The following is a 24,885-nucleotide window of genomic DNA, read 5'->3' as shown; positions in this document are numbered from 1 at the left end:
GGGGTAGTCAAAAAGAGGCGGACAAACAAAAAGCGGGGCAGTGCCCGCCAGAAACAAACAAGGCCGGAAAACCGGCCTGGGGTGTCATGTGCTGGCCGGGCCTTCAATTGTGCCGGAGCCAACGGGCCTGTTGCTTAAAACCCCCTGAAGCCAGAGGGCAAACGCAAGGCAGGCCAGTCTCAAATTCAACGAAGACCAGCGATGTAGTCCGCCACCGCCTTGATTTCACGGTCATTCATCTTGGCCGCAACTTGCGTCATTTGCAGGTTGTTCTTGCGTACGCCTTCACGGAACGACACCAACTGAGCAGCGGTGTATTCAGCGTGCTGACCCGACAAACGGGGGTATTGCGAAGGCATGCCTGCACCATTGGGAGAGTGGCAGCTGGCGCAAGCGGCAATCTGGCGATCTGGAATGCCACCACGGTAAATGCGCTCACCCATGGCCACGGTGTCTTTTTCCTTGGCAAAGCCAGGCTTAGCTTGCTTGGACGCCAGCCAGTAGCTGATGTTGCGCATGTCGTCGTCACTCAAGGCGGCCACCATGCCGCTCATCACAGCGTTGGCACGTTTGCCGGACTTGAATTCAGCCAATTGCTTCATCAGGTATTCGGGGTGCTGCTGGGCCAGCTTGGGGTTGACCGGCGTGCCGGAATTGCCGTCTGCAGCGTGGCAGGCCACACAAGCTTGTGTGTAAATGGCCTCGCCTTTGGCCAGGTCGGGCTTGGCCGGTTGGGCCGCAGGGCCTGCAGCCAGGGCAGAGCCTGCCAGCAAAGCGGCCGACAGGGCGGAGATCAGGAAAGAATTAATCGACTTCATGGCGTGATCCAGGAGTTGGCGCAAAACCCAGTGATTCTACAATGCGTACTGCGTCAGTTTCCTGACGCCCCAAGGCCCCCCTGATTTATGACCGTCCATTCGCCCGCATCCCCTCCGGCCCCCAAGCCTCAAGCCCCTGCTCAGGCTGCTCCCGCCGTGACCCCCATGGGCTGGATGCACACCGCCCGCTTCTTGACCACCGCCGCGCAACTGCACCACTTGCCCGCGATGGACACCCCCGAAATCGCCTTTGTGGGCCGCTCCAATGCGGGAAAGTCCACTTGCATCAACACCCTGACGCAAAAAAAGCAACTGGCCTTTGCCTCCAAAAAACCTGGCCGCACCCAGCACATCAACCTGTTCGCTTTAGGCAAGCAAGGCATCACCGACGCCGTGTTGGCCGACTTGCCCGGCTACGGCTACGCGGCAGTGGCCAAGATGGACAAGCTGCGCTGGCAGCAGGTCATGGCCAACTACCTGGTCAGCCGCGAGAACCTGACCGGCATCGTCATGATGTGCGACCCGCGCCACGGCCTGACGGAACTCGACGACATCCTGCTGGAAGTGATCCGCCCCCGGGTCGAAGAAGGCCTGAAGTTTTTGATCATCCTGACCAAGGCCGACAAACTCACCCGTGCCGAGCAGGCCAAAGCCCTGTCGATTGCGCGACTGCAAGCCGGCGGCGGCGAAGTGAAACTCTTCTCAGCCCTGAAAAAACAAGGCGTGGACGAGGTGGCCAAGCTGCTCTGGGACTGGACGCACCCGGCCGAAGGCGCAGCCCCTGCTCCGGTGCCTGCCGAGCCACCTGAAGCAGAACCCGAAGCCCTGGACGAGTGAGTCCAAGCTGCTGGCCATGCGAGCGCTTGGGGTCTGGTGGCCCGGTTTTTGAGCAGGTCGGCGGCTTCAGCCCCGACATGGGCCTGTGCCAAAGCTGACGTTTGTCGGAGCCTAAGCTCCGACAAGGAACCTGAGGGAGTCCCCACATGATCGAGACCTGGCAACAAGACCTGCCCCATGGCATCACCTTAAGCTGCCGCGCTTGTGGCGAGCCGGGCCGCCCCGTACTGATGTTCCTGCACGGCTTCCCCGAAGCCGCCTGGGTATGGGACCCTTTGCTGGTCCACTTTTCAAAACCCGAAAACGGCGGCTACCGCTGCGTGGCCCCCCATTTGCGTGGCTATGAACGGTCCAGCGCCCCAGAAGACGTCAAGGCCTACCGGGCCAAGTACCTGGTGCAGGACATCGTGGCCCTGATCGCGTTGGAGTCAGGCCAAGCACCACTGGCCGCTTTGGTGGCCCATGACTGGGGCGGCGCAGTGGCCTGGAGCCTGGCCAACCAACACCCCGAACGGCTGCGCCAGTTGGTCATCGTCAACTCCCCCCACCCTGGCCCCTTCCTCAAGGCATTGCAAAGCCACCCGGAGCAACAAGCTGCCAGCGCCTACATGAACTTTCTGGTTCAGCCCGATGCCGCAGCGCAACTGGCCGCCAACGACTTTGAGCGGCTGTTGGGTTTTCTGGACGGGCACGACAGCGCACTGCCCTCGCTCACGCAGCCACAAGCTGCGCACGCGCATGAACCCGCCCGCTGGCTCACCCCCGAACTCAAAGAACGCTACCGCCAGGTCTGGCGGCACGGCCTGCAAGGCGGGCTCAACTATTACCGAGCCTCGCCCCTGCGCCCCGCCACAGCGCAAGACCCGGGGGCATCGGTGGTTCAAATTCCGCCAGAAGCCTTGCACATCAGTGTGCCCACGCTGGTGCTCTGGGCGCAAGACGACATCGCTTTGTTGCCCTGCCTGACCGAAGGCCTGGCGCAGCATGTGCCTGATTTGAAACTCGTGCCCATTGCCAAAGCCAGCCACTGGGTGGTGCATGAAAAACCCGGGCGCGTGATCCGCGAAATCACCCGTTTTCTGACGCCCCCAGGTCAGTAAACGCCCGGCTCACCCTCGGGTCGAGTCTTGAAGCGCTTGTGTACCCAGTAATACTGCTCGGGCATGGTGGCGATCAGGGCTTGCAGCTCACGGTTCATGCGCTCGGTATCGGCCTGCACATCTTCCGAAGGAAAGTGGGTCCACACCGGTCCGATCTCCACGCTGTAGCCCGACGGCGTCATGCGGGTGGCCACGGTGACCACCTGGGCGCGCCCCAGGCGTGAAAAGCGTGACAACGAAGGCACCGTGGCAGCCTGCACCCCGAAAAAAGGCACAAACAAGGACTCCTGCGGCCCAAAATCCATGTCGGGCAGCAAATACAACTTATCGCCCTTGCGCAAGCCCGAGACGATGGGTTTGACCCCCCCGTGCCGGTAATACAGCGCCACGGCCCCGGAGCGGTTGCGCCCGTCACGCACCCAATCGTCCAGCGACGGGCTGCTTTGCGGCACATAAATGCTGGCCATCTGCACCCCGCCCAGCATGGTGAGTGCCGTGCCGCCAGCGTCCAGGCCCACAAAATGCGGTGCCAGCATGACGACCGCCGAATCACCTTGCAAAGGCGTGACATCGCCCACCAGCTGCAAGCGGCGGCGCAGCTGTGCAGGCGAGCCATGCCAGAGCCACGACCGGTCCAGCAGGGATTGCATCACCCCCACCATGTGCCGACGCGTCATGCGCTGGCGCTCGGACTCGGACAAATCAGGAAAGCACAGGCTCAAGTTGACCTGCACGATGTGCCTGCGGCTGTGCGCCAGCGCGTACAACACATGGCCCAACACCCAGCCCAGCCCCCTCACCCAAGCCAGCGGCCAAGGTGCCAGCAAACGCATGAAAACAATCAGCGGATGCATCAGGACTCCCGGCGCGGCTGTTTATAGCGGGCATAACCCCACAAATACTGCTGCGGGCACTGGCGGATGGTCTGCTCCATCGCCTGGTTGATCTGGACCACGGCGGTGTCCAGATCACCCGACAGTGCATGGCACAGCGCCCGGGTGTGCAGTCGATAACCCCGACCCCTGGGCAGACGCTCGCCCCAGATCAGCACCACACGCGCACCGGTCTGCAAGGCCAGTCGGGCCGCCAAGGTCATGGTGTAAGCCGGTTTGCCGAAAAACGGGGCCCATTGGCCCATGCCTTCGGGCGGCACTTGATCCGGCAGCAAGCCCACCGCGTGTCCGGCACGCAAGGCCTTGATCATCTGGCGCACCCCGGCCAACGTGGTGGGTACTGCCTCCAGACCTGGGCGGTTGCGCGCCAATGTCATCACCTCAGCCAGCGCGCTCTGACGCGCTGGACGGTACAGCACGGTCAGCGGGCCATGCACGGCCCCAAAGCGCAAGGCCAGCGCCTGCGCGGTGATCTCAAAGCACCCCATGTGCGGCGTCAAAAACAACACGCCCTGACCTGCGGCATAAGCCTCGGCGGCTGCGCTGTCATGGGCCCATTCAATGGGCGGTGGGGTGCCCAGCCACAGGCGTGGCAGCTCGGCCGACATGCAACCGGCTTGCCCGATGGCGCCGGCGACATCGCCCCAGCCCAGGCCCGCCTGGCGGACGTTGTCCAGAAAACGGCGGCGGTAAGTGCCCGACAGCAGCCAGGCCAGCCAGCCGCCAAGCCAGCCAATGGCGTGCAAAGCCCACAAGGGCCAATGGGAGAAGAAACGAAACCAACTGAGCATAGGGCGTGATTTTGCCTTGAACGGCCACCGCCCCGCCGCCTCTTGATCACGCTGGACAGCTACCGGTTTTCAACGGGACCGCTACCCATTCAGACAGAGTCACCCAGCGCAGACTGCCGCCTAACATCCAAAGACCCCCAAACATTCCAATCCATCCAGCATGTCCATTCCCGCCGCAACCCCCATGAAAAACAACCAGATTTCACAAACCTATGTCAGCACCAGCCAAGCCGCCAAAATGCTGGGGCTGTCGGTGGGCACGGTACAACGGATGGTTCAAAACGGCGTCTTCAAAGCCTTTGTCACCCACGGCGGGCACCGCCGGATTTTGTCCGAGTCACTCCAGGACTATTGCAAAGGACAGGGCTTCCTGCCCCACCCGGCGCAAGCTCCTGCAGAGCTGCTCTGCATCTTGCATGACAGTGCGCACCTGTCGCAGGCGCTGAGCACACTGGCCCAATGGGCACACGTCACGGTGATGACCCATCCGCTGGACTTGATGGAAATTGCCCAGGACGTCCGTGTTTTTTTCATCGACGCACGCATTCCGTGGCTGCACACCTCAACGGTGCATTTGCAAAATGCCCGCATGCAACACGCGCACATCGTGCTGTACAACAGTGCCAGTCTGCCGACCAATAGCCCGCTGAATCAGGCCGAACACCTCAGTATGTTTGAAGGGGACATCAGCACCGATCTGGTTTACGGCTATTGGCTTTGCACGCAGCACGCCCAGGAGACTCAGGCCCGGCATCATTGACCCGGGTAAACCCTAGGACCTTGAAACGTTCACAAATGCCCTTATCATTAGCACTCGATGGAGTTGAGTGCTAACAACACCCTTCCTCAGATTTCAGCGGCACCCTTGCCGCGCTTTTGTTTTTCAACCCTTGTTTCAAATCCAGGAGATTCCATGAAACTGCGTCCTTTGGGCGATCGCGTGATCGTCAAGCGTATCGAAAGCGAAACCAAAACAGCTTCCGGCATCGTCATCCCCGATTCCGCTGCTGAAAAGCCCGATCAAGGCGAAGTCCTGGCCGTCGGCCCAGGCAAGACAAACGACAAAGGCGAGACCAAAGCCCTGAGCGTCAAAGTCGGCGACCGCGTGTTGTTCGGCAAGTACAGCGGCCAGACCGTCAAGGTCGAAGGCGACGAGCTGTTGGTCATGAAAGAAGAAGACCTGTTCGCAGTGGTCGAATGATGCTGGGGTTGCGCGTTCAGCATTGAGCGTTGAGCGCACCCTGGTTTTTCCCGTATTACCCCTTAACAAGTTCCCGTTGGTCTGATCTTCTTTGTACACACAACGCTGATCGCTCAACGCATAACCGGAGAATTCAAATGGCAGCAAAAGACGTAATTTTCGGCGGCGAAGCCCGCGCACGCATGGTTGAAGGCGTGAACATTTTGGCCAACGCGGTCAAAGTGACTCTGGGCCCTAAGGGCCGCAACGTGGTTCTGGAGCGCTCTTTCGGCGCCCCCACCGTGACCAAGGACGGTGTGTCCGTGGCCAAGGAAATCGAACTCAAAGACAAACTGCAAAACATGGGCGCGCAGATGGTCAAGGAAGTGGCTTCCAAGACTTCTGACAACGCGGGTGATGGCACCACAACTGCCACCGTGTTGGCTCAAGCCATCGTGCGCGAAGGCATGAAGTACGTGGCCGCTGGCATGAACCCCATGGACCTGAAGCGCGGCATCGACAAAGCAGTGACTGCTTTGATCGAAGAGCTGAAGAAGGCCACCAAGGCCACCACCACCAGCAAAGAAATCGCCCAAGTCGGCTCGATCTCTGCTAACTCTGACACCAGCATCGGCGAAATCATCGCCAACGCCATGGACAAAGTGGGCAAAGAAGGCGTGATCACTGTGGAAGACGGCAAGAGCCTGAACAACGAACTCGACGTCGTTGAAGGCATGCAGTTCGACCGCGGCTACCTGTCGCCTTACTTCATCAACAACCCAGAAAAGCAAGCCGCTCTGTTGGACAACCCCTTCGTGTTGTTGTTTGACAAGAAGATCAGCAACATCCGCGATCTGCTGCCCACACTGGAAGCCGTTGCCAAAGCTGGCCGTCCTTTGTTGATCATTGCCGAAGAAGTCGAAGGCGAAGCCTTGGCGACTTTGGTGGTGAACACCATCCGTGGCATCTTGAAGGTTGTCGCAGTCAAGGCTCCAGGCTTTGGTGACCGTCGCAAAGCCATGTTGGAAGACATCGCCATCTTGACCGGCGGCAAAGTGATCGCCGAAGAAGTCGGCTTGACACTCGAAAAAGTGACATTGGCTGACCTCGGCCAAGCCAAGCGCATCGAAGTGGGCAAAGAAAACACCATCATCATCGACGGCGCTGGTGCAGCGATCGACATCGAAGCCCGCGTCAAGCAAGTGCGTGTGCAAATCGAAGAAGCCACTTCTGACTACGATCGCGAAAAGCTGCAAGAGCGCGTGGCCAAGTTGGCTGGCGGTGTGGCCGTGATCAAGGTCGGCGCTGCCACCGAAGTCGAAATGAAAGAGAAAAAAGCCCGCGTTGAAGACGCCCTGCACGCCACCCGCGCTGCTGTGGAAGAAGGCATCGTGGCTGGCGGCGGCGTGGCTTTGCTGCGTGCTCGTCAGATGGCTGGTGTTATCAAAGGCGACAACGCTGACCAAGACGCCGGCATCAAACTGGTGCTCAAGGCCATCGAAGCGCCTCTGCGCGAGATCGTGTACAACGCCGGCGGCGAGCCATCGGTGGTGGTGAACGCGGTGTTGGCCGGCACAGGCAACTACGGCTTCAACGCCGCCAACGACACCTACGGCGACATGATCGAAATGGGTATCCTGGACCCCACCAAAGTGACACGCACTGCTTTGCAAAACGCAGCGTCCGTGGCCTCTTTGATGCTGACCACAGAGTGCATGGTTTCGGAAGCTCCGAAAGACGACGCCCCCATGGGCGGCGGCATGCCTGACATGGGCGGCATGGGTGGTATGGGCGGCATGGGCATGTAATTGCCCGGCTGTCTGGACTGAGGGTTTGCGCCCTCACCCGGCTCAAAACAAAGCCCCGCAAGGTTCACGCCTTGCGGGGCTTTTTTCATGCGACAGGCATGATCTCAGCGCGGTCGGTCGCGTGGCATCACGAATCAGCGTATGCGCGCAAGCAAGGCAGCGGTCGAGCCGTCCAGCCCGGCCACATCGCCCGAGACGATGCGCGCATGGATGTCCTTGGCCAGCACCTTGCCCAACTCCACACCCCATTGGTCAAAGCTGTTGATGCCCCACACCGAGCCGCTGACAAACACGCGGTGTTCCTGCAAGGCGATCAGCGCCCCCAGGCTGGCGGGCGTCAGTTCATCGAGCAGCAGGAAGGTGCTGGGCCGGTTGCCGGTGAAGTGCTTGTGACCGCCTTGGTCGGCCTTACCCAGCATGAGCGCCTGCGCCTGCGCGATCACGTTGGCCAGCAGCAGCTCGTGGTGGTCTTTCAGGCTGTGCGTGGGCTTTTTGACGGCGATGAACTCCAGCGGCACCACGTCCGTGCCCTGGTGCAGCATCTGAAAGTACGCATGCTGGCCGTTGGTGCCAGGCTCGCCCCACAGCACCGGCGAGGTGCCGTACGGCAGGGCCTGGCCATTGCGGTCCACCCGCTTGCCGTTGCTCTCCATCTCCAGTTGCTGCAAATACGCGGGCACCCGGCGCAAGGCGCTGTGGTACGGCGCAATCGAGCGGCTGGTGTAGTTCAAAAAGTTGCGGTACCAGACATCGAGCAAGCCCAGACGCACCGGCAGGTTGGCTTCGAGCGGCGCGATCTGAAAGTACTGGTCCATCGCGTGCGCCCCCGCCAGCAGGTCATTGAAGCCCTGCGCCCCGATGGCGATCGCCACCGGCAGGCCAATGGCCGACCACATCGAATAACGCCCGCCCACCCAGTCCCAAAAACCGAAGGTGGTGGTGATGCCGAACTCGGCGGCTGCGGCCACGTTGGTGGTCAGCGCCGCAAAGTGACGCGCCACATCGGTGCCGCCTTGCGCCTGAAACCACTGCAAAGCCGAACGGGCGTTGGTCATGGTCTCGATGGTGGTGAAGGTTTTGGAGGCGATCAAAAACAGGGTGTTCTCGGCTTTCAGACCCTTGAGCACCGACGCCAGCTCGTGGCCATCCACATTCGACACGAAATGGAAACGCTTGCCCGGGATCACAAAATCCTGCAAAGCCAGCACCGCCATTTGCGGCCCCAAATCGGAGCCACCGATGCCGATGTTGACCACGTCGGTGATCTGCGCATCGGCCCGGATGGTTTCGGCATAAGCCAGCATGGGTTTGAGCGTGCCATGCACCAGGGCCAGCGGCTCGGCCAGATCGCCACCCAGTGAGCCCTCGGGTTGGCGCAGCAGCCAGTGCATCACGGCGCGGCCCTCGGTGTGGTTGATGGCCTCGCCCCGGAACATCGCGTCGCGGTGCGATGCCAGTCCGGTCTGACGCGCCAGCTCCTGCAACAAGGCTTCGGTGGCGGCGTCCACATGGTTCTTCGACAAGTCGGCAAACACATGCGGCGCTTGCAGGCTCAGCGTATCGGCACGCTGCACATCGGCGGCAAAGGCCGTGCGCAAATCAAAACCGGCAAAACTTTGCGCATGGTGTTGCAGGTTTTTCCAAGCGGGGGTCAGGTCGCAACGCATGCTCAGGCTTTCTGCATCAGGTCTTCGAGCTTGACCGCGTCAGCGCAGAAAGCGCGGATGCCTTCGGCCAGCTTTTCGGTGGCCATGGCATCTTCGTTGAGCGCCAGGCGGAACGCCGCTTCGTCATAGGCGACGGCAGGCAGGTCCATTTTTTGGGCTGCAGCCGCGTCCAGCGCCAAACCCAAAGGCGCGTCGGTGGCGGCCAGCTGCGCCAGCAACTCGGGGCTGATGGTCAGCAAATCGCAGCCCGCCAGCGCGGTGATCTGGCCGATGTTGCGAAACGACGCGCCCATGACTTCGGTGGCAATGCCGTGCTTTTTGTAGTGGTTGAAGATGGCACGCACCGACTGCACACCCGGGTCATTGGCCCCGGCCTTGGCGGCTTCGTCCCAGGCGCTGCCTGCGGTTTTTTTGTACCAGTCGTAAATGCGACCCACAAAGGGCGAGATGAGTTGCACCTTGGCTTGGCCGCAGGCCACCGCCTGGCAAAACGCAAACAGCAGCGTCAGGTTGCAGCGGATGCCCTCGCGCTCCAGCTCGGCCGCGGCCTGGATGCCTTCCCAGGTCGAGGCAATCTTGATCAACACGCGCTCACGCTGGATGCCCTGCGCTTCATACAGCGCCATGATGCGGCGCGCCCGCGCCACGGTGGCGGCGGTGTCAAAGCTCAGGCGGGCGTCCACTTCGGTGGACACGCGGCCAGGAATCGTCTGGAGGATTTCGCAGCCAAAACGCACCAGCAGGTGGTCCATCACCACGTCCAGCGGTTGCCCCCGGTGGGCGGCCACGGTCTCGGCCAGCAGGGGGGCGTATTCGGGCTTTTGCACCGCTTTGAGGATCAGCGAGGGGTTGGTGGTCGCGTCTTGCGGCTGGAATTGGGCCAGCTGTTTGAAGTCACCGGTGTCTGCGACCACGGTGGTGAATTGCTTGAGGGCGTCGAGTTGGTTCATGGTGTTGGAAGTCTTGTGTACGGATCGGTCTTGGATGGCCTGATTCTTGGAGCAATCGCCACGACCACCCATACCAAAGAATCTGTTTTTCACCCGGATTGAACCTGCGTGAGAAAAAAATTGGCCCTTCAGTTGAATTATCCATGAAACAAAGTTACATTACAAAGCAATTTTTTACGTAACTCAAGAACATCATGGCTTTTGATCTTGTTTTCTTTGGCGGCACAGGCGATCTGGTCTGGCGCAAACTCATGCCCGCGCTGTTTCAGGCCTTTCGCCACGACACCCTGCCTGAAGGCGGCCGCATCATCGGCGTGGGCCGTGATGATCTGAGCGACGAACAGTATCGGCAGCAAATTCAGGCCCGCTTTGAGCAAGTCGAAGGTGACAAACGGCCCAAGCCCGAGGAATTTGCCCGCTTTGCCGCCATGCTCTGCTATGTACGCATGGACCTGTCCCAGGCGCCAGCGTATGCCGCCCTGTCCGCCCGGCTGGCCGAGCGCGAAACCGACACCGTGGTGATGTACCTGTCCACCGCACCCAGTCTGTTCACCACCGTCTGCGAGCAACTGGCCGCTCATGGCATGAACACACCCAAGACCCGCATCGTGCTGGAAAAACCGCTGGGCCACGACCTGGCCTCCAACCGCGCCATCAACCAGGCGGTGGGCCAAGTGTTCAAAGAGCAGCAGATCTTCCGCATCGACCACTACCTGGGCAAACCGTCGGTGCAAAACCTGTTTGCGATGCGCTTTGGCAACGCCCTGTTCGAGCCCCTGTGGCGGCGCGAGCACATCGCCAACATCCAGATCACCATGTCCGAAGAGCTGGGTGTGGAAAAGCGCGGCGGGTTCTACGAAACCACCGGGGCCCTGCGCGACATGGTGCAAAACCACGCCCTGCAGCTGCTGTGCGCCATCGCCATGGAGCCACCCATCAATGCCCACGCCGACGCCATCCGCGACGAAAAGCTCAAGGTGCTGCGCGCCTTGAAGCGCTGGACGCCCGAGACCCTGAGCCAGCACGTCATCCGTGGGCAGTACAACGCGGGCAACGTTGAAGGCCGGGCCGTGCCCGCCTACCGGGAGGAGCCCGGCGTCAGGCCCGACAGCAGCACCGAGACCTTTGTGGCGCTGCGCACCGAAATCGCCAACTGGCGTTGGGCCGGGGTGCCGTTTTACATCCGCACCGGCAAGCGCATGGCTTCGCGTGAGGCGCACATCCAGATCAATTTCCGCCCGACACCCCACGAAATTTTCAAAAGCCCGGTGGGCCAGGTCAACAAACTGGTGATCCACCTGCAGCCCAAGGACGGACTGGAACTGCACCTGTTCGCCCAAGGCCAAAGCAAGCGCGGCCAGGGCAGCACCGGCGCCACCCTGAGCCCGGTGCACCTGGACCTGGACTTTGACAAACGCTTTGGCAGCGAGCGCGTGGGCGCGTACGAGCGATTGCTGCTCGATGTGCTCGATGGCCGGCTGAACCTGTTCGTGCGCAGCGACGAGCAAGAAGAAGCCTGGCGTTGGGTCGAGCCGATCCTGCAACACTGGACCAGCGACACCACCGGCCCGCGCCCCTATGCCGCAGGCACTTGGGGCCCCAGCGCGTCCAGTGCCATGATTGCGCGTGACGGCTTTTGCTGGTCCGAAGAAATTTAAACCGGAGACTCTCCATGCTCGATCGAATCAAAGCCTCCCTGCCCTCCCTGGCCCCGGCCGAGCAACGCGTGGGCAAGCTCGTGCTGGCCGACCCCCGGGCTTTTGCCAACTTGCCGGTCACCGAACTGGCCGACCGTTCGCATGTGAGCAAGCCCACCGTGGTGCGCTTTTGCCGCAGCATGGGCTACGACGGCTTGTCGGACTTCAAACTCAAACTGGCCGGCAGCGTGAGCGAGGGTGTGCCCTTCATCCACCGCAGCGTGGACGTGGACGACAAGACCAACGACATCGCGGTGAAAGTCATCGACAACACCGTGGCCGCGTTTTTGAAGTACCGCAACGACGCCAGCTCGTTTGCGCTGGAGCATGCCGCGCAAGCGCTGGCGGCCACCCAAAAAACCAACCGCCGCATCGAGTTTTATGGCGTGGGCAACTCCGGCATCGTGGCGCAAGACGCGCAGCACAAATTCTTTCGCCTGGGCGTGAACGCCATCGCCTACAGCGACGGCCACATGCAGGTCATGAGCGCCTCCATGCTCAAGCCAGGCGACTGCGCGGTGATCATCTCCAACTCGGGGCGCACCCGCGACCTGATGGACGCCTGCGACATCGCCAAAAAGCAAGGTGCCACAACAATCGTCATCACCGCCAGTGGCTCGCCGCTGGCCAGCGCCGGGCACATCCACCTGACGGCCGACCACCCCGAGGGCTACGACAAATACAGCCCCATGGTCTCGCGATTGCTGCACCTCTTGATCATCGACATCTTGGCCACCACGGTGGCGCTGCGCATCGGCGAGGAACTGCAACCGACCCTGCGTGACATGAAAAACAACCTGCGCAGCAAGCGTTACACCTGAAGGCGGATGGCATCTTCACCGCCAGACAACCGGCTTGTGCAGCCGACGGCAGGTCATGTCCAGCACAGGCGGATGGTGGTCCCGCAGCCATCGCGCAGGGGACTGCGCACACTCACCACGGCACCATGCTGGCTGGCAATTTCTTGCACGATGGCCAGACCCAGACCACTGCCGCTCACGCCTGAGGGCGCGGCGCGGTAAAAACGCTCGAACACATGGGCCTGGTGCTCGGCTGCGATGCCTGGGCCATCGTCTTGCACCTCCACCCAAGTCGGCCCCACGCGCACCGTGATGTGCGCACCCGGTGCGCTGTGGTGAATCGCGTTGTCAATCAGGTTGCTCAGCGCTTCGTGCAGCAACACGTCCACGCCCTGCACTGCGCAATGCGTGACTTGCGCCTCCAACCCCAGGTCTTGGCCACACTGGTGGGCACGCATCAAATGCTCCTGCGTGACTTGTCTGGCCAAGGCCACCAGATCGACCGTTTGTGGGCTGTGCATTTCGCGGGCATGCTCCACCCGCGTCATGGCCAAGAGTTGCTCGGTCAGGCGCACGGCGTCATCGGTGGTTTGCCGGGCCGCTTGCAGCAAGGCCTGCGCTTGCGCCGGTTCGGCGTTGCGCTGTGCCAGCGTGAGCTGGGTCTTGAGCACGGTCAAAGGCGTGCGCAACTGGTGTGCGGCGTTGTCCAGAAAGCGTTTGCGGATGTCAACCAAGTGCCCCAGGCGGTCCAGGTAACTGTTGAGCGTCTCGATCAGGGGCCTCAATTCGCGTGGCAAATCCGGCGGCTGGATGGGTGAAAAGTCATCGTCCGCCTTGTGGGCCAGTTGCTGGCGAAACGCCTCCAGAGGGCGAATGCCGCGCTGCACCCCCCAGACCACCAAAACGGCAGCGGCCAGCAGCAACAGACCCTGACTGCCCAAGGTGTCCCACAAAATGTGCTGGATCAGTTGCTGGCGCGCCTCCATGGTTTCGGCAACGGTGATCTGGATCAGGGAATCGTCCAGGCCGCTCTCGTCCATGACGTGGGTCAGCTGCGCCAGGCGCACCGGCTGATTCAGGTACACCCCGTCGTCAAACTGCACCAATGCGAAATACTTCACCGTGGGCTGGGGATGTGCAGGCACATCGGGCAACGCCGCCACCCCGGCCAACCACAGGCCAGCGGGGGTGGTGACCTTGTAGAACAGGCGTGAGCCGGTGTGGTTTTCAAACAGGTAACCCGCCGCCTTCATCACATCCAGCTGAACCCGGCCATCGCGCCACGCCAGCTCTTCGGCCAGGGTGCGGGCAGCCAGATACAGGGAACGGTCGTACGCCTCATTGGCCGCTTGCACCGCGTTGCCATAGCCCACCCAGGCGTTGATGCCGATCAGCGCGGCCAGCGGCAACAAAATCCAGCTGAGCAGGCGCCTGCGCAAAGACGCGACAGCCCGGTGCTCGCGCAGTGGCGGCGGGGCCATGTCAGGGCCGCCCCGACGGCCGGGTCAGCATGTAGCCCATGCCGCGAAACGTGGTGATCACCACTTGTGCCGGTGAACCCGCTGCGGCCTCGGCCGATTCGAGTTTTTTGCGCAAGCGGTAAATCAGGACCTCCACCGCATCCAGCCCGGTGGCCTCGTCGGCAAACACATCGGCATGCAACTGCTCTTTGCTGACGGTACGCTCAGGCGACTCCAAAAGTACCCGCAATGCAGCCGCTTCGCGTTTGGTCAGCGCCAGCCATTGGCCATGCAGCTGAACCGACCCGTTTTCAGCAGACATCTCCAAAGGCCCCCAACGCAATGCCGTGGATTTCACGCGGCCCTGGCGGCGCAGCAAAACCTGCAAGCGGGCTTCGAGTTCACTCAGGTCAAAGGGTTTGGGCAAATAATCGTCCGCCCCCATGTTGAGCCCCAGCACCCGGTCGGGCACGCTCGCACGGGCCGTCAGGATCAGCACCGGCACCGCGTCCCCCCTTGCACGCAAGGCCTGCAAGACGCTCAGGCCATCTTGCCCGGGCAACTGCAAATCGAGCAACACCGCATCAAAACCGTGCCCGGGCTGCAAGCATCGGTCGGCCTCCAGGCCGTCGGCGGCAAAACTGACCGCCATGCCGCCTTGGCGCAAGGCCTTGCCCAGCCACAGCGCAATGTCTGGCGTGTCCTCGACCAGCAGGATCCGGGGCTTTAGGGTATTCACTGAACAGAATTGACAGGTGATTGACAGCTTGGGGCTGCGCCCAACATCAGAATGCGGTCATGGCCCGATAAACGGGCAACCGTGTTTTTATTTTCACACAGGAGACCTGCATGTCCATTTCCAAACGCGACTTCCTGGCCCTCGGCGCTGCCGCTGGTGCTTCGTTCACCCTGCCCGCCTGGGCCCAGGCCAAACCCCTGGTCGCCAGCATCAACATGTTCGTACCCGCAGCCCCCGGTGGCGGCTGGGACGGCACAGCCCGCGCCATCGAGCGCGCCGCCAAGGCCGCAGGCCTGGTGGGCAATATGCAGTTTGAAAACGTCGGCGGCGCAGGCGGCATGGTGGGTCTGCCCCGCTTCGTGAACCAACGCAAGGGCCAGGGCAACACGCTCATGGTGGGCGGCTCGGTCATGATCGGTGCGGGCATTGCCAACAAGAGCCCCGTGACCATCAAGGACGTGACCCCGATTGCCCGCCTGACCGAAGAAGCTGGTGTGATCGTGGTGCCCGCCAACGGCAAGATCAAGACCTGGAAAGAACTCGAAGCCGCCATCAAGGCCAACCCCAAGGCCGTGTCGGTCGCAGGCGGCAGCGCAGGCGGCACCGACCACCTGATTTTGGGCATGCTGATCAAAGCCTTGGGCAAGAACCCCCGCGAAGCCGCTTACGTGGCCTTTGCTGGCGGCGGCCCTGCCAACGCGGCCATTTTGGGTGGCCAGGTCAGCGCAGGCATTTCGGGCTACTCCGAATTCGAAGAACAAATCAAAGCTGGCCGCATGATCCCGCTGGCCGTGTCCGGCAAGCGCCGCATTCCCGGCGTGAACGTGCCCACCCTGACCGAGTTGGGTGTGAACGTGACCGAGTCCAACTGGCGCGGCGTGTTCGCGCCCCCCGGGATTTCGGCCGCGCAGCGCGAAGCCATGATCGACTTCATGACCAAGCTCAACACTTCGGCCCCATGGCGTCAGGAGTTGGAAACACGCAAGTGGACCGACGCCTTCATGACCGAGCGTCCCTTTGAGCGCGACCTGGCCAAGGACATCGAAGAAAAAGTCGTCCTCATGAAAGAGCTGGGCCTGGCATGACGCCGTTTCGCGTTGCCCTCTTGCTGGCCACCCTGTGCGGGGTGGCCGCTTGGCAGGTCACGGTCATTCCTGAATCCATGATGCAGATGACCGTGGGCCCCGTGCTGGCCCCGGGCGTGATCGTGGCTGCGCTCAGCGTTTTTGCCGTCTTGTACGGTGTGAGCGCCTGGCGCGGTCGCCAAACCGACGAAAGCCACGCACCGGACCAGTCGCCTCTGCCCGGTGCCAATGCCCGCGTGCTCAGCTTGCTGGGCGGCGGCGCGGCCTTCATCGCACTGGTCATTCCACTGGGATTTGTCATTCCCGGCACTTTGTGCGGCATGGGCGTGGCCCGTGCTTTTGATGCCCCACTGGGCATCAAGTCGGCACTGGTTTGCGCTGCGATTGCCAGCACCTTCTGGTTCGTGTTTGCCCAACTGCTGGGCGTAGGTTTGGGCCCTGCACTGCCTTGGTGGATTTGACGCCGGTCAGAACTGCTGCACCGCCGATGGGCCGCGAGCCACCTTTGCTTGTCGAAGCGCCCCTCTGGGCGATGGTTTTCAAAGCGTGCGCCAAGTCCAACGCGCTTGGGGTGAGGCCCCACAGGAAGGACTAGCGCTTTTGTGCGCTCAACTTCACGCCCACGCTCAACGCTCAACGCTCAACGCCCAACGCCCAACGCAAAACGTTTTAAATCGGATTCACCATGCAATCTTTCAACGCCCTGATGGAGGGCTTCGGCAACGCCCTGCAACCCGTCACCCTGATGTGGGGCTTCGTCGGCTGCTTCATCGGCACCTTGGTGGGCGTCTTGCCCGGTATTGGCCCGGCGCTGACCATCGCCTTGCTGCTGCCCCTGACTTACCACGTCCCCGCCACGAGCATGTTCGTCATGTTCGCGGGCATCTATTACGGCGCGGCCTATGGCGGCTCGACCACATCCATCTTGCTCAACACCCCGGGTGAATCATCGGCGGTGGTCACGGCGCTGGAGGGCAACAAAATGGCCCGGCGCGGTCGCGCGGGTCAGGCCCTGGCCACAGCGGCCATTGGCAGTTTTGTGGCGGGCACCATCGGCACCCTGGCGCTGACCTTTGTCGCCCCCTTGGTGGTCGATGCCGCACTGGCTTTTGGTCCCGCCGAATATTTCAGCCTGATGGTGCTGTCGGTGGTGGCGGTGTCAGCGGTACTGGGCAACTCCATGCTGCGCGGCCTGATCGCCCTGAGCCTGGGGCTGTTGCTGGGCATGGTCGGTGTCGATTTGCAAACCGGACAGGCCCGGTTCACCTTTGGCCGCCCCGAACTGCTCGATGGCATTGAAGTCACCGTAGCGGCCGTAGGCCTGTTTGCGGTGGGCGAAGCGCTTTACCTGGCCTGGCAAGGCCGTGAGGCCAAAGCGGGCGAGGTCATGAACATGTCCGGCAGCCTGTGGTTAAGCAAGCAAGACTGGGCGCGCTCGTGGAAAGCCTGGTTCCGGGGGGCCTTCTTCGGCTTCCCGATCGGGGCCATGCCTGCAGGCGGGGCCGAACTGCCCACTTTGCTGTCTTATTACACCGAGAAAAAACTCTCCAAACACCCTGAAGAATTCGGCCACGGTGCCATCGAAGGCGTGGCAGGCCCCGAAGCCGCCAACAACGCTGCAGCGGCGGGCGTGCTGATGCCGCTGCTGACGCTGGGCATCCCCACATCCGCCACCGCAGCCATCATGCTGTCGGCGTTTGAAGGCTACGGCATCCAGACCGGCCCGCAACTCTTCAGCCAGCAAGGCAGCCTGGTGTGGACGCTGATCGCCAGTCTCTACATCGGCAACGTGATCTTGTTGGTCCTCAATTTGCCGCTGGTGAGCCTCTGGGTCAAGCTGCTCAAGATCCCGCCACCCTGGCTGTATGCCGGCATCATCGTCATCTCCACGGCAGGTGTTTATGGCGCAGGCAACTCGGTGTTCAACGTCGGCCTGCTTTTCGTATTCGGCCTGCTGGGCTACACCATGCGGCGCTTTGACTTTCCGGCTGCCCCCCTGATCGTGGGCCTGATCCTGGCCCCTTTGGGTGAACAGTCCATGCGCCAGGCCCTCACCATCAGCCAAGGCGAATGGTCCACCTTCTTCACACGACCCCTGTCGGGCAGCTTGATGGCGGTGGCGGCGCTGTTGCTGGTGGCTCCGACGCTCTGGCGACTATTTCGCTCACCTGGCCGCCGCTGATCCGGAAAAACCCTCTGGGTTGTCGCCCCGGTTTCTGTTGTGATCAGGCTTTCCAATTTTTGTGCATTGTTTTGTCATGAACGAATCCGATTTCCCAACGATCCAAAGACGTGACTACCTCAAATGGATGGGTGCCGCCGGTCTTGCGGCCAGCGGCCTGTCCAGCCACGCGCAATCGGCCTGGCCCAACAAGCCCATCCGCTGGATCGTCCCCTTCGCACCCGGCGGCACCTCCAGCATCGTGGCGCGCACCATCGCCACCGAGCTGACCAAACAAATGGGCGTGTCCTTCATCATCGACAACAAAGGCGGCGGTGGCGGCGTGCCGGCCATGCAAGAGGCCATGCGCTTGCCTGCCGATGGTTACACCATCGTCATGAGTCACATTGGCCTGATGGCGGTCAACCCCCTGATCTACCCCGACAGCGGTTACGACGTGAACAAGGACTTCATGCCCGTGACTTTGCTGTCGCGCGTGCCCAGCTTGTTTGTGGTGCACAAGGATGTGCCTGCCACCGATCTGAAATCGCTGATCGCCTACGTCAAGTCACGCCCCGGTCAACTGAACTACGCCTCTGCAGGCAACGCCAGTGCAGGCCACCTGGCCATGGAGGCCCTGAAACTGGCCTCCGGCATGTTTGTCACCCACATTCCCTACCGGGGCACGGGCCCTGCATTGAACGACGTGCTGGCCGGACGCATTCAACTGTTCTCAGCGGGCACCCCCGCCTTGCTGCCCCACATCAAAAGTGGTGCGCTGCGCTGTCTCGCGGTGGGCACGCCAGAGCGGATTTCCGTCTTGCCCGATGTGCCGACCGTGGCGGAATTGGGCTTCAAGGATTTTGAAACCGTGCAGTGGTACGGCATCACGGCCCGGGCAGGCACGCCGCAGGACATCGTCATCAAGCTGCAGCAGGAATGTGCCAAGGCCATGAAGTCACCCGAAGTCATCGCCAAGTACGCGGCCGAAAGCGCCATCGCAGGCGGCGGCCCACCCAGCGAATACGGCGCATTCATCGCCCGCGAACAAGCCCGCTGGAAGGACGTGGTCATCAAAGGCCAGATCAAACCGGGTTGAGCAGCGGCCGGGCAAGGCCTGACGCTGATGCAGGTCGTGCCCGATGGGATCTGCCCCTCACACCACCGCGTGACAAGCGATCTTGATGCCTTTGAAGTCACGCAGGGCTGGTCGCTCGGCCTTGCAGATGTCCGTGGCTTGTGGGCAACGCGGATGAAAAGTGCAGCCTGTGGGCGGATTCAGCGGGTTGGGTACTTCGCCTTGCACCGGCGTGCGAGCACGGCCGGTGTCGTGCATCTTCGGAATCGCGTCCAGCAGCATCTTGGTGTAGGGGTGCTGTGGGTTCGAAAACAGCGTGTGCTTGTCGGCCAATTCCACCAGACGGCCCAAGTACATCACGCCCACCTGGTCACTCACATGTCGCACCACGGCCAGGTTGTGGCTGATGAACAAATACGTCAGGCCCCGCTCGCGCTGCAGGTCTTTCATGATGTTGAGCACCTGCGCCTGCACGCTCACGTCCAGCGCCGAAGTCGGCTCGTCACACACCAAAAACTCCGGCGCGGTGGCCAAGGCACGGGCAATCGAGATGCGCTGGCGCTGCCCGCCTGAGAACTGGTGCGGGTACTTGACCATGTCGAGCGGCGACAAGCCGACCGACTTGAGCAACTCGGCCACGCGGGCTTTGAGCTCTTCGGCATCGCTGATCAAGCCGTGCTCTTTGAGCGGCTCGCCAATGATGTTGTCCACCGTCCAGCGCGGGTTCAGGCTGGCATAGGGGTCCTGAAAAATCATCTGGATGCGCTGGCGCATGGCCTTGGCTTCGTTCGATTTGAAGGCGGCGTGCGCGTCTTGGCCGTCGAAGGTCAGGCCCCCGCGTGTGGGCTCGTACAGGCCCACCAGCAGGCGGGCCACAGTGCTTTTGCCGCAACCGGACTCGCCCACCAAGGCCAGGGTTTTGCCGCGCTCGATTTCAAAGCTCACGCCATCGACGGCGTTGAGCATCTGGCGCGGCTTGCGCTCGATCACGCGGTTCAGCCAGGGAGCCGAGACATCAAAGGTTTTGGCCAGGTCGTGCGCGACGACCAACGACTGCGTCTTGGCGTTCGTGATGTTGTCGCTCATGCCGCGCTCCCGTCGTGCAGCCAACAGGCGGCCTGGTTGGCCCCGGCCTGGACCAATTCAGGGCGCTCTTGCCTGCAGCGGTCAAAGGCTTTGGGGCATCGCGGGTTGAAGGCGCAGCCTTGCGGAATGGCGTTCAGGCGCGGCATGGCGCCGTCAATTTGGTTCAGGCGTTCGCGGTCACTGTCCATGTCGGGGATCGAGGCCATCAGGCCTGCGGTGTAAGGGTGGGCCGGGTGGTTGATGACCTGGTGCACCGGGCCGATTTCGGCCACGCGCCCGGCGTACAACACGGCCACGCGGTCACAGGTCTCGGCGATCACGCCCATGTCGTGCGTGATGAGCATGACGGCAGCGCCCCGGTCTTTGCAGACCTTTTTGAGCAAGCTGATGATCTGCGCCTGAATGGATACATCGAGCGCGGTGGTCGGCTCGTCGGCCACAATCAGTTGCGGCTCGGCGGCCAGGGCCAAGGCGATCACCACACGCTGGCGCATGCCGCCCGAGAACTGGTGCGGGTAGTGGTCGATGCGCTCTTCGGCGGCCGAAATACCAGTGTCCTTGAGCAACTGGATCGCGCGTTGTCGCGCCTCCTGCGGCGTCACGGGCAGGTGGGCCAGAATGGTTTCGGTCAGTTGCCGCCCGATGGAGTACAGCGGGTTGAGCGAAGTCAGCGGGTCCTGAAAAATTGCGCCAATTTTGCGGCCCCGGATGTGACGCATCTCGTCGTTGTTCAGGTGGTCAATGCGCTGGCCTTCCAACAAGATTTGCCCACTGGCCACTCGGCCTGGCGGCTCCAGCAGGCCAATGATGGCCGCGCCCGTGAGCGACTTGCCTGCGCCCGACTCACCCACCACGCCCAGAATTTCACCGGGGGCGATGTCGAAAGAAATATCGTCCAGCGCACGCAGCGTGCCGTGGCGGCTGGGGAATTCCACCACCAGGTTATTGACTTGTAAAAGACTCATCGCAATCTCGGATTCAGCGCGTCGCGCAACCAATCACCCAGCAAGTTGACCGACAAGGCGATCAGCACCAGCATCAAGCCCGGAAAGATCGTGATCCACCACTCGCCCGAGAACAAATAATCGTTGCCCACGCGAATGAGCGTGCCCAGCGATGGCGAAGTAGGCGGTGCGCCCACACCCAGAAACGACAACGTCGCCTCGGTGATGATGGCCGTGGCCACCTGGATGGTGGCCAGCACCATGACCGGGCCCATGACGTTGGGCAGCACATGCTTGAACATGATGCGCAAAGGAGCAACACCCGTCACGCGGGCAGCTTGCACGTATTCTTTGTTGCGCTCGACCAGCGTGGTGCCGCGCACCGTGCGTGCGTATTGCACCCAGCCGGTGAGGGAGATCGACAAGATCAACACGCCAAAAGCCAGCGACTCGTGCGCGTTGGGGAACAGGGCACGCCCCACGCCCGCGATCAACAGCGCCACCAAAATGGCAGGAAAAGACAGCATCACATCGCACAGGCGCATGAGCAAGGCGTCAATCCAGCCGCCTTTGAAACCCGCCAGCAAACCCAGGCCCACGCCCACGACCACCGACAAGACCACCGAGGCCAGACCCACCACCAAAGAGATGCGCGAGCCGTAGATCAGGGCCGACAAAATGTCACGCCCCTGATCGTCGGTGCCCAGCAGGAACTTGGTCGTGCCGCCCTCCATCCAGGCCGGAGGCAAGCGGGCGTCACTCAGCTCCAGCGTGGCCAGATCAAACGGGTTGGTGGGCGAGACCCAGCCGGCAAAGACCGAACAAAAAAGACAAACGAAGGCGATGGCAGCTGCCGCCATCGCCGTGGGCGATTGGCGGAAGCTGTAACCGACATCGCTGTTCAGCCAGCGTTTCAATGCGTTCATGGATTACTTCACTGTGATGAATTTCCAAGCCATGCCGTTGTCCGGAAACTGCACCAACTCGATGTTTTTCTTGGCCGCCCAGTTCAACGCTTGCTGGTGCAACGGCAGATGGCCCACGTCGTCCTGGTGGATCTTCATGGCTTCACGGATCATTTCGTTGCGTTTTTTCTGGTCGGTCTCGGAAGCCACCTTGTCGGTCAACTCGTCGACCTTGGGGTTGCTGTAAGCGCCCAGGTTGAACTGACCACGACCGCCTTCACCGGGGGTGGACAAGATGGGGTACATCACGTTGTGGGCATCCACCGTGCTGGCTGTCCAGCCCAGCATGTAAAAGCTGGTGTTGCGGCTCAGGATCTTGGGGAAGTAAGTGCCCTTGGTCTCGGCTTCGAGGTTGATCTTCACGCCCACTTTGGCCAAGTTGGCGGCCACGGCCTGGCAAATCTCGGCATCGTTGACATAACGGTCGTTCGGGCAGTTCATCTTGACTTCGAAGCCGTTGGGGTAACCCGCTTCGGCCAGCAGTTTCTTGGAGGCTTCAACGTCATAGGGCAAACGCTTGGCCAGATCTGCCGGGAAGCCATTGACTTGCGGGGGGTACATCAATGCCAGGGGGGTGGCGGCACCGCGCATCACGCGGCTCTTGATGGTCTCGATGTCAATCGCCTGGTAAAACGCCTTACGAACACGGATGTCTTTGAAGGGGTTCTTGCCCTTCACGTTCGAGAACAGCAACTCGTCACGTTTTTGGTCCATGCCCAAAAAGATGGCACGCAGCTCAGGGCCTTGCAAAACCTTGAGCTTGTCGTTGGCCTTCAGGCGGTCCACGTCTTGGACTGGCACGGGCTCCATCACATCGAGTTCACCCGACATCATGGCCGCCACGCGGGTGGCGTCATTGCCAATCACGCTGTAGATGACTTCTTCCACGTTGCCGGGGATCTTGCCCCAGTAATTGCCATTGCGCGTGAACGTGGTCCGTACGCTGGGCTGACGCTCACGCACACGGAAAGGGCCGGTGCCGTTGGCGCGGAAAGACGCTGCGTTTTCAATGCCTTTGCGGCGATCCACCGGCTTGGTGGCCTGGTTGTCTTCGCACCACTTCTTGCTCATGATGGCCCAGTGCGTGATCAGCTCGGGGACGATGGGGAACGGGGCAGTGGTGATGATGTCAATGGTGTGGTCGTTGATCTTTTTGATCTCTTTGAACTGGCCCACATAGCTCTTCATGTCCGAGCCGTCGCCTTTGGCACGCTCGTAGCTGAAGATCACATCGTCCGCGGTGAAGGGCGTGCCGTCATGGAACTTGACGCCTTTGCGCAGCTCAAAGCGCCACACGGTGGGCGAAGTTTGCTTCCAACTGGTGGCCAGCAAAGGTGTGAGTTTGTAGTTGGCGTCGCGTGAGACCAAGGTCTCGTACACGTTTTCGACCACCGAAATTTGCAAGGACTCGTTGAGCGAGTGCGGGTCCATGGACAGAGCATCGCCTTGGTTGCCCACGCGCAAGGTCACGGCTGAGGCCGAGACCATTGACAAGGCCAACGCAGCAGCCAAAGTGGCCACGAGAGGATTGAGTTTGAAAGCCATGGAGTTCTCCTTGTTGAATGAATGAACGAAACCGAAAGCGCGCCTCATACCGCGAAGGGTAGCGCCTGCTCCACCAAACTGGCGTGCAAAGCCGCGCCCAGCGGCAAGATCTCGTCGTTGAAATCGTAGCGACTGTTGTGCAGCGGGTGCGGGCCGGGGCCGTGCGGCAGGCCTTGTCCAATGCGGATGTACGCGCCAGGCACCGCCTGCAACATGAAAGAAAAGTCTTCCCCGCCCATGCTGGGCAGCATGTTGCGCCAAACCTTGTCTTCCCCCACCAAAGCCGCTGCCACGTCGCAGGCAAACTGCGCCTCGGCCACGGTGTTCACGGTGGCGGGGTAAGTGCGTTCGTACTTCAGCTCGGCCGACGCGCCAAAGCCTTGCGCAATGCCCGTACACAAGGACCGCAGACGCTCTTCGATCTGGTCTTGCACGCTCTCGCTGTAGGTGCGCACGGTGCCCACCAAGGTGACTTCACCGGGGATCACGCTCATGGCCCCCGGGTTACCGCCTTGCATCGAGCAAATGCTGACCACCGCTTGGTCAAATGCCGACAGGTTGCGGGCCACCACGCTTTGCGCGGCGGTGATGATGTGGCCAGCCACCAGCACCGGGTCAATCGCCTGGTGGGGGCGAGCACCGTGACCGCCTTTGCCGCGAATGTGGATCTCGATCCGGTCCACCGCCGCCTGCATGGGGCCGGGGGTGATGCCGATCACGCCCAGTGGTGTCTCGGGTGAGTTGTGCTGGGCGTAAACCTGCTCGCACGGGAAGCGCTCAAACAAGCCGTCTTGCATCATGGCGCGAGCACCCGCATAACCCTCTTCGCCGGGCTGAAAAATCAGCACGGCTGTGCCGTCAAAGCGGCGGGTTTCGGCCAAGTATCGGGCCGCGCCCATCAACATGGCGGTGTGGCCGTCGTGGCCGCAGCCGTGCATCAGGCCGGGCGTGCCAGATTTCCAGGTGCACTCGTTGAACTCGGTCAGCGGCAGCGCATCCATGTCGGCGCGCAGACCGATCATGCGGCCCGGGTTGCTGGCCGAACGACCTTGGCCGTGCACCAAGGCCACCACGCCGGTTTTGCCGATGCCGGTGTGGATGCTGTCGACACCGCAGACCTTGAGCATCTCGGCCACACGCGCCGAGGTGTAAACCTCTTCAAAGCCCAGCTCGGGGTTGGCGTGCAGATCACGCCTGAAGGCCGTCAACTCCGGGTGGAACTGGGCGATGCGTGCAAACGCCGCGCCCCGCCCCAACACTGATTGCAAAGAAGCGCCCATG

Annotated in this window: 23 protein-coding genes; 11 read left to right on the top strand and 12 right to left on the bottom strand. The window is 61.8% G+C overall.

Annotated elements, in window-relative coordinates; genetic code table 11:
* Window positions 1-185 precede the first annotated feature (185 nt).
* Window positions 186-818, bottom strand: coding sequence for a cytochrome c (locus B9Z47_RS03085; RefSeq protein ID WP_108329743.1), 633 nt, complete (start codon window positions 816-818; stop codon window positions 186-188).
* Between the two features lie 87 nt (window positions 819-905).
* Between B9Z47_RS03085 and yihA the strand changes: the two genes are divergently transcribed.
* On the top strand, window positions 906-1,655 hold the full coding sequence (gene yihA / locus B9Z47_RS03080) for a ribosome biogenesis GTP-binding protein YihA/YsxC (protein ID WP_369911655.1): 750 nt from the start codon (window positions 906-908) through the stop codon (window positions 1,653-1,655).
* A 146-nt stretch (window positions 1,656-1,801) separates the two neighbouring features.
* Entirely contained in the window at window positions 1,802-2,755 is a 954-nt protein-coding gene (locus tag B9Z47_RS03075; protein ID WP_108329741.1) for an alpha/beta fold hydrolase, read from the top strand.
* Here B9Z47_RS03075 and B9Z47_RS03070 read toward each other — a convergent pair.
* Together B9Z47_RS03070 and B9Z47_RS03065 are read right to left on the bottom strand one after the other, a co-directional pair.
* Window positions 2,749-3,609 (bottom strand): lipid A biosynthesis acyltransferase, encoded by an 861-nt coding sequence (locus B9Z47_RS03070; RefSeq protein WP_233253624.1) that lies wholly within the window; start codon window positions 3,607-3,609, stop codon window positions 2,749-2,751. The two genes, B9Z47_RS03075 and B9Z47_RS03070, sit on opposite strands and share 7 nt — an antisense overlap.
* The gene (locus tag B9Z47_RS03065; protein ID WP_108329740.1) at window positions 3,609-4,439 is read right to left on the bottom strand and encodes a lysophospholipid acyltransferase family protein; all 831 of its coding nucleotides are present in this window, start codon (window positions 4,437-4,439) and stop codon (window positions 3,609-3,611) included. The genes B9Z47_RS03070 and B9Z47_RS03065 overlap by 1 nt, the downstream gene beginning before the upstream one ends.
* Before the next feature lie 184 nt (window positions 4,440-4,623).
* Here B9Z47_RS03065 and B9Z47_RS03060 point away from each other — a divergent pair, with 184 nt between their 5' ends.
* From B9Z47_RS03060 to groL, 3 genes are all read left to right on the top strand, one after another.
* Window positions 4,624-5,199, top strand: a complete 576-nt coding sequence (locus tag B9Z47_RS03060) for a helix-turn-helix domain-containing protein (RefSeq protein ID WP_233253623.1) — start codon at window positions 4,624-4,626, stop codon at window positions 5,197-5,199.
* A gap of 153 nt (window positions 5,200-5,352) precedes the next feature.
* Window positions 5,353-5,640 (top strand): co-chaperone GroES, encoded by a 288-nt coding sequence (gene groES / locus B9Z47_RS03055; protein WP_108285148.1) that lies wholly within the window; start codon window positions 5,353-5,355, stop codon window positions 5,638-5,640.
* Between the two features lie 137 nt (window positions 5,641-5,777).
* Window positions 5,778-7,427 (top strand): chaperonin GroEL, encoded by a 1,650-nt coding sequence (groL, locus tag B9Z47_RS03050; protein ID WP_108329738.1) that lies wholly within the window; start codon window positions 5,778-5,780, stop codon window positions 7,425-7,427.
* Window positions 7,428-7,561: 134 nt separating this feature from the next.
* Here the strand turns inward: groL and pgi are convergent, their stop codons facing one another.
* Together pgi and tal are read right to left on the bottom strand one after the other, a co-directional pair.
* Window positions 7,562-9,094: a glucose-6-phosphate isomerase gene (gene pgi, locus B9Z47_RS03045; RefSeq protein WP_108329737.1), complete on the bottom strand. Its 1,533-nt coding sequence runs from the start codon at window positions 9,092-9,094 to the stop codon at window positions 7,562-7,564.
* A gap of 2 nt (window positions 9,095-9,096) precedes the next feature.
* The gene (tal, locus tag B9Z47_RS03040; RefSeq protein WP_108330060.1) at window positions 9,097-10,044 is read right to left on the bottom strand and encodes a transaldolase; all 948 of its coding nucleotides are present in this window, start codon (window positions 10,042-10,044) and stop codon (window positions 9,097-9,099) included.
* Between the two features lie 194 nt (window positions 10,045-10,238).
* On the opposite strand from tal, the gene zwf reads away from it, so the two are divergent.
* Both zwf and B9Z47_RS03030 read left to right on the top strand, forming a co-directional pair.
* Window positions 10,239-11,702 carry a glucose-6-phosphate dehydrogenase gene (gene zwf / locus B9Z47_RS03035; RefSeq protein ID WP_108329736.1) on the top strand — a complete coding sequence of 488 codons (1,464 nt, stop codon included), beginning with the start codon at window positions 10,239-10,241 and terminating at the stop codon, window positions 11,700-11,702.
* Window positions 11,703-11,716: 14 nt separating this feature from the next.
* Window positions 11,717-12,562 carry a MurR/RpiR family transcriptional regulator gene (locus B9Z47_RS03030; protein WP_108329735.1) on the top strand — a complete coding sequence of 282 codons (846 nt, stop codon included), beginning with the start codon at window positions 11,717-11,719 and terminating at the stop codon, window positions 12,560-12,562.
* Window positions 12,563-12,615: 53 nt separating this feature from the next.
* Here B9Z47_RS03030 and B9Z47_RS03025 read toward each other — a convergent pair whose 3' ends face one another.
* Together B9Z47_RS03025 and B9Z47_RS03020 are read right to left on the bottom strand one after the other, a co-directional pair.
* Complete coding sequence (locus tag B9Z47_RS03025; RefSeq protein ID WP_108329734.1) at window positions 12,616-14,022, bottom strand: sensor histidine kinase; 1,407 nt, start codon at window positions 14,020-14,022, stop codon at window positions 12,616-12,618.
* Between the two features lies 1 nt (window position 14,023).
* Window positions 14,024-14,740, bottom strand: a complete 717-nt coding sequence (locus B9Z47_RS03020; protein WP_233253622.1) for a response regulator transcription factor — start codon at window positions 14,738-14,740, stop codon at window positions 14,024-14,026.
* A 110-nt stretch (window positions 14,741-14,850) separates the two neighbouring features.
* Here B9Z47_RS03020 and B9Z47_RS03015 point away from each other — a divergent pair, with 110 nt between their 5' ends.
* The 4 genes from B9Z47_RS03015 (at window position 14,851) to B9Z47_RS03000 (ending at window position 19,085) form a co-directional block, all read left to right on the top strand.
* Window positions 14,851-15,825: a tripartite tricarboxylate transporter substrate binding protein gene (locus B9Z47_RS03015; protein ID WP_108329733.1), complete on the top strand. Its 975-nt coding sequence runs from the start codon at window positions 14,851-14,853 to the stop codon at window positions 15,823-15,825.
* The gene (locus tag B9Z47_RS03010) at window positions 15,822-16,286 is read left to right on the top strand and encodes a tripartite tricarboxylate transporter TctB family protein (protein WP_108329732.1); all 465 of its coding nucleotides are present in this window, start codon (window positions 15,822-15,824) and stop codon (window positions 16,284-16,286) included. The genes B9Z47_RS03015 and B9Z47_RS03010 overlap by 4 nt, the downstream gene beginning before the upstream one ends.
* Before the next feature lie 224 nt (window positions 16,287-16,510).
* Window positions 16,511-18,007, top strand: a complete 1,497-nt coding sequence (locus tag B9Z47_RS03005; protein WP_108329731.1) for a tripartite tricarboxylate transporter permease — start codon at window positions 16,511-16,513, stop codon at window positions 18,005-18,007.
* 76 nt (window positions 18,008-18,083) lie between these two features.
* A complete protein-coding gene (locus tag B9Z47_RS03000; RefSeq protein WP_108329730.1) occupies window positions 18,084-19,085 on the top strand; it encodes a tripartite tricarboxylate transporter substrate binding protein in 1,002 nt (333 codons plus the stop codon).
* 57 nt (window positions 19,086-19,142) lie between these two features.
* On the opposite strand, the gene B9Z47_RS02995 is transcribed toward B9Z47_RS03000, so the two are convergent.
* Genes B9Z47_RS02995 through B9Z47_RS02975 form a run of 5 tightly spaced genes read right to left on the bottom strand, consistent with a single transcriptional unit; the run spans window position 19,143 to window position 24,884 of the window.
* Window positions 19,143-20,150, bottom strand: a complete 1,008-nt coding sequence (locus B9Z47_RS02995; RefSeq protein WP_108329729.1) for an ABC transporter ATP-binding protein — start codon at window positions 20,148-20,150, stop codon at window positions 19,143-19,145.
* On the bottom strand, window positions 20,147-21,115 hold the full coding sequence (locus B9Z47_RS02990; RefSeq protein ID WP_108329728.1) for an ABC transporter ATP-binding protein: 969 nt from the start codon (window positions 21,113-21,115) through the stop codon (window positions 20,147-20,149). Before B9Z47_RS02990 ends, B9Z47_RS02995 begins: the two co-directional genes overlap by 4 nt.
* Complete coding sequence (locus tag B9Z47_RS02985; RefSeq protein WP_108329727.1) at window positions 21,112-22,020, bottom strand: ABC transporter permease; 909 nt, start codon at window positions 22,018-22,020, stop codon at window positions 21,112-21,114. Before B9Z47_RS02985 ends, B9Z47_RS02990 begins: the two co-directional genes overlap by 4 nt.
* Window positions 22,021-22,023: 3 nt before the next feature.
* Window positions 22,024-23,604, bottom strand: a complete 1,581-nt coding sequence (locus tag B9Z47_RS02980) for an ABC transporter substrate-binding protein (RefSeq protein WP_108330058.1) — start codon at window positions 23,602-23,604, stop codon at window positions 22,024-22,026.
* Window positions 23,605-23,648: 44 nt separating this feature from the next.
* Complete coding sequence (locus B9Z47_RS02975; protein WP_108329726.1) at window positions 23,649-24,884, bottom strand: M20 aminoacylase family protein; 1,236 nt, start codon at window positions 24,882-24,884, stop codon at window positions 23,649-23,651.
* Window position 24,885: the final 1 nt, after the last annotated feature.

Origin of the sequence: Limnohabitans sp. 2KL-1, assembly GCF_003063435.1 — a bacterium.
Lineage (GTDB): Bacteria > Pseudomonadota > Gammaproteobacteria > Burkholderiales > Burkholderiaceae_C > Limnohabitans_A.
The sequence above is the reverse complement of the archived record's forward strand: the minus strand, read 5'-3'. Positions and strand labels throughout refer to the sequence as shown.

Coding starts and splice junctions, on each gene's coding strand:
- B9Z47_RS03085 (WP_108329743.1), bottom strand. CDS start 818: ATGAAGTCGATTAATTCTTTCCTGATCTCCGCCCTGTCGGCCGCTTTG.
- yihA (WP_369911655.1), top strand. CDS start 906: ATGACCGTCCATTCGCCCGCATCCCCTCCGGCCCCCAAGCCTCAAGCC.
- B9Z47_RS03075 (WP_108329741.1), top strand. CDS start 1,802: ATGATCGAGACCTGGCAACAAGACCTGCCCCATGGCATCACCTTAAGC.
- B9Z47_RS03070 (WP_233253624.1), bottom strand. CDS start 3,609: ATGCATCCGCTGATTGTTTTCATGCGTTTGCTGGCACCTTGGCCGCTG.
- B9Z47_RS03065 (WP_108329740.1), bottom strand. CDS start 4,439: ATGCTCAGTTGGTTTCGTTTCTTCTCCCATTGGCCCTTGTGGGCTTTG.
- B9Z47_RS03060 (WP_233253623.1), top strand. CDS start 4,624: ATGAAAAACAACCAGATTTCACAAACCTATGTCAGCACCAGCCAAGCC.
- groES (WP_108285148.1), top strand. CDS start 5,353: ATGAAACTGCGTCCTTTGGGCGATCGCGTGATCGTCAAGCGTATCGAA.
- groL (WP_108329738.1), top strand. CDS start 5,778: ATGGCAGCAAAAGACGTAATTTTCGGCGGCGAAGCCCGCGCACGCATG.
- pgi (WP_108329737.1), bottom strand. CDS start 9,094: ATGCGTTGCGACCTGACCCCCGCTTGGAAAAACCTGCAACACCATGCG.
- tal (WP_108330060.1), bottom strand. CDS start 10,044: ATGAACCAACTCGACGCCCTCAAGCAATTCACCACCGTGGTCGCAGAC.
- zwf (WP_108329736.1), top strand. CDS start 10,239: ATGGCTTTTGATCTTGTTTTCTTTGGCGGCACAGGCGATCTGGTCTGG.
- B9Z47_RS03030 (WP_108329735.1), top strand. CDS start 11,717: ATGCTCGATCGAATCAAAGCCTCCCTGCCCTCCCTGGCCCCGGCCGAG.
- B9Z47_RS03025 (WP_108329734.1), bottom strand. CDS start 14,022: ATGGCCCCGCCGCCACTGCGCGAGCACCGGGCTGTCGCGTCTTTGCGC.
- B9Z47_RS03015 (WP_108329733.1), top strand. CDS start 14,851: ATGTCCATTTCCAAACGCGACTTCCTGGCCCTCGGCGCTGCCGCTGGT.
- B9Z47_RS03010 (WP_108329732.1), top strand. CDS start 15,822: ATGACGCCGTTTCGCGTTGCCCTCTTGCTGGCCACCCTGTGCGGGGTG.
- B9Z47_RS03005 (WP_108329731.1), top strand. CDS start 16,511: ATGCAATCTTTCAACGCCCTGATGGAGGGCTTCGGCAACGCCCTGCAA.
- B9Z47_RS03000 (WP_108329730.1), top strand. CDS start 18,084: ATGAACGAATCCGATTTCCCAACGATCCAAAGACGTGACTACCTCAAA.
- B9Z47_RS02995 (WP_108329729.1), bottom strand. CDS start 20,150: ATGAGCGACAACATCACGAACGCCAAGACGCAGTCGTTGGTCGTCGCG.
- B9Z47_RS02990 (WP_108329728.1), bottom strand. CDS start 21,115: ATGAGTCTTTTACAAGTCAATAACCTGGTGGTGGAATTCCCCAGCCGC.
- B9Z47_RS02985 (WP_108329727.1), bottom strand. CDS start 22,020: ATGAACGCATTGAAACGCTGGCTGAACAGCGATGTCGGTTACAGCTTC.
- B9Z47_RS02980 (WP_108330058.1), bottom strand. CDS start 23,604: ATGGCTTTCAAACTCAATCCTCTCGTGGCCACTTTGGCTGCTGCGTTG.
- B9Z47_RS02975 (WP_108329726.1), bottom strand. CDS start 24,884: ATGGGCGCTTCTTTGCAATCAGTGTTGGGGCGGGGCGCGGCGTTTGCA.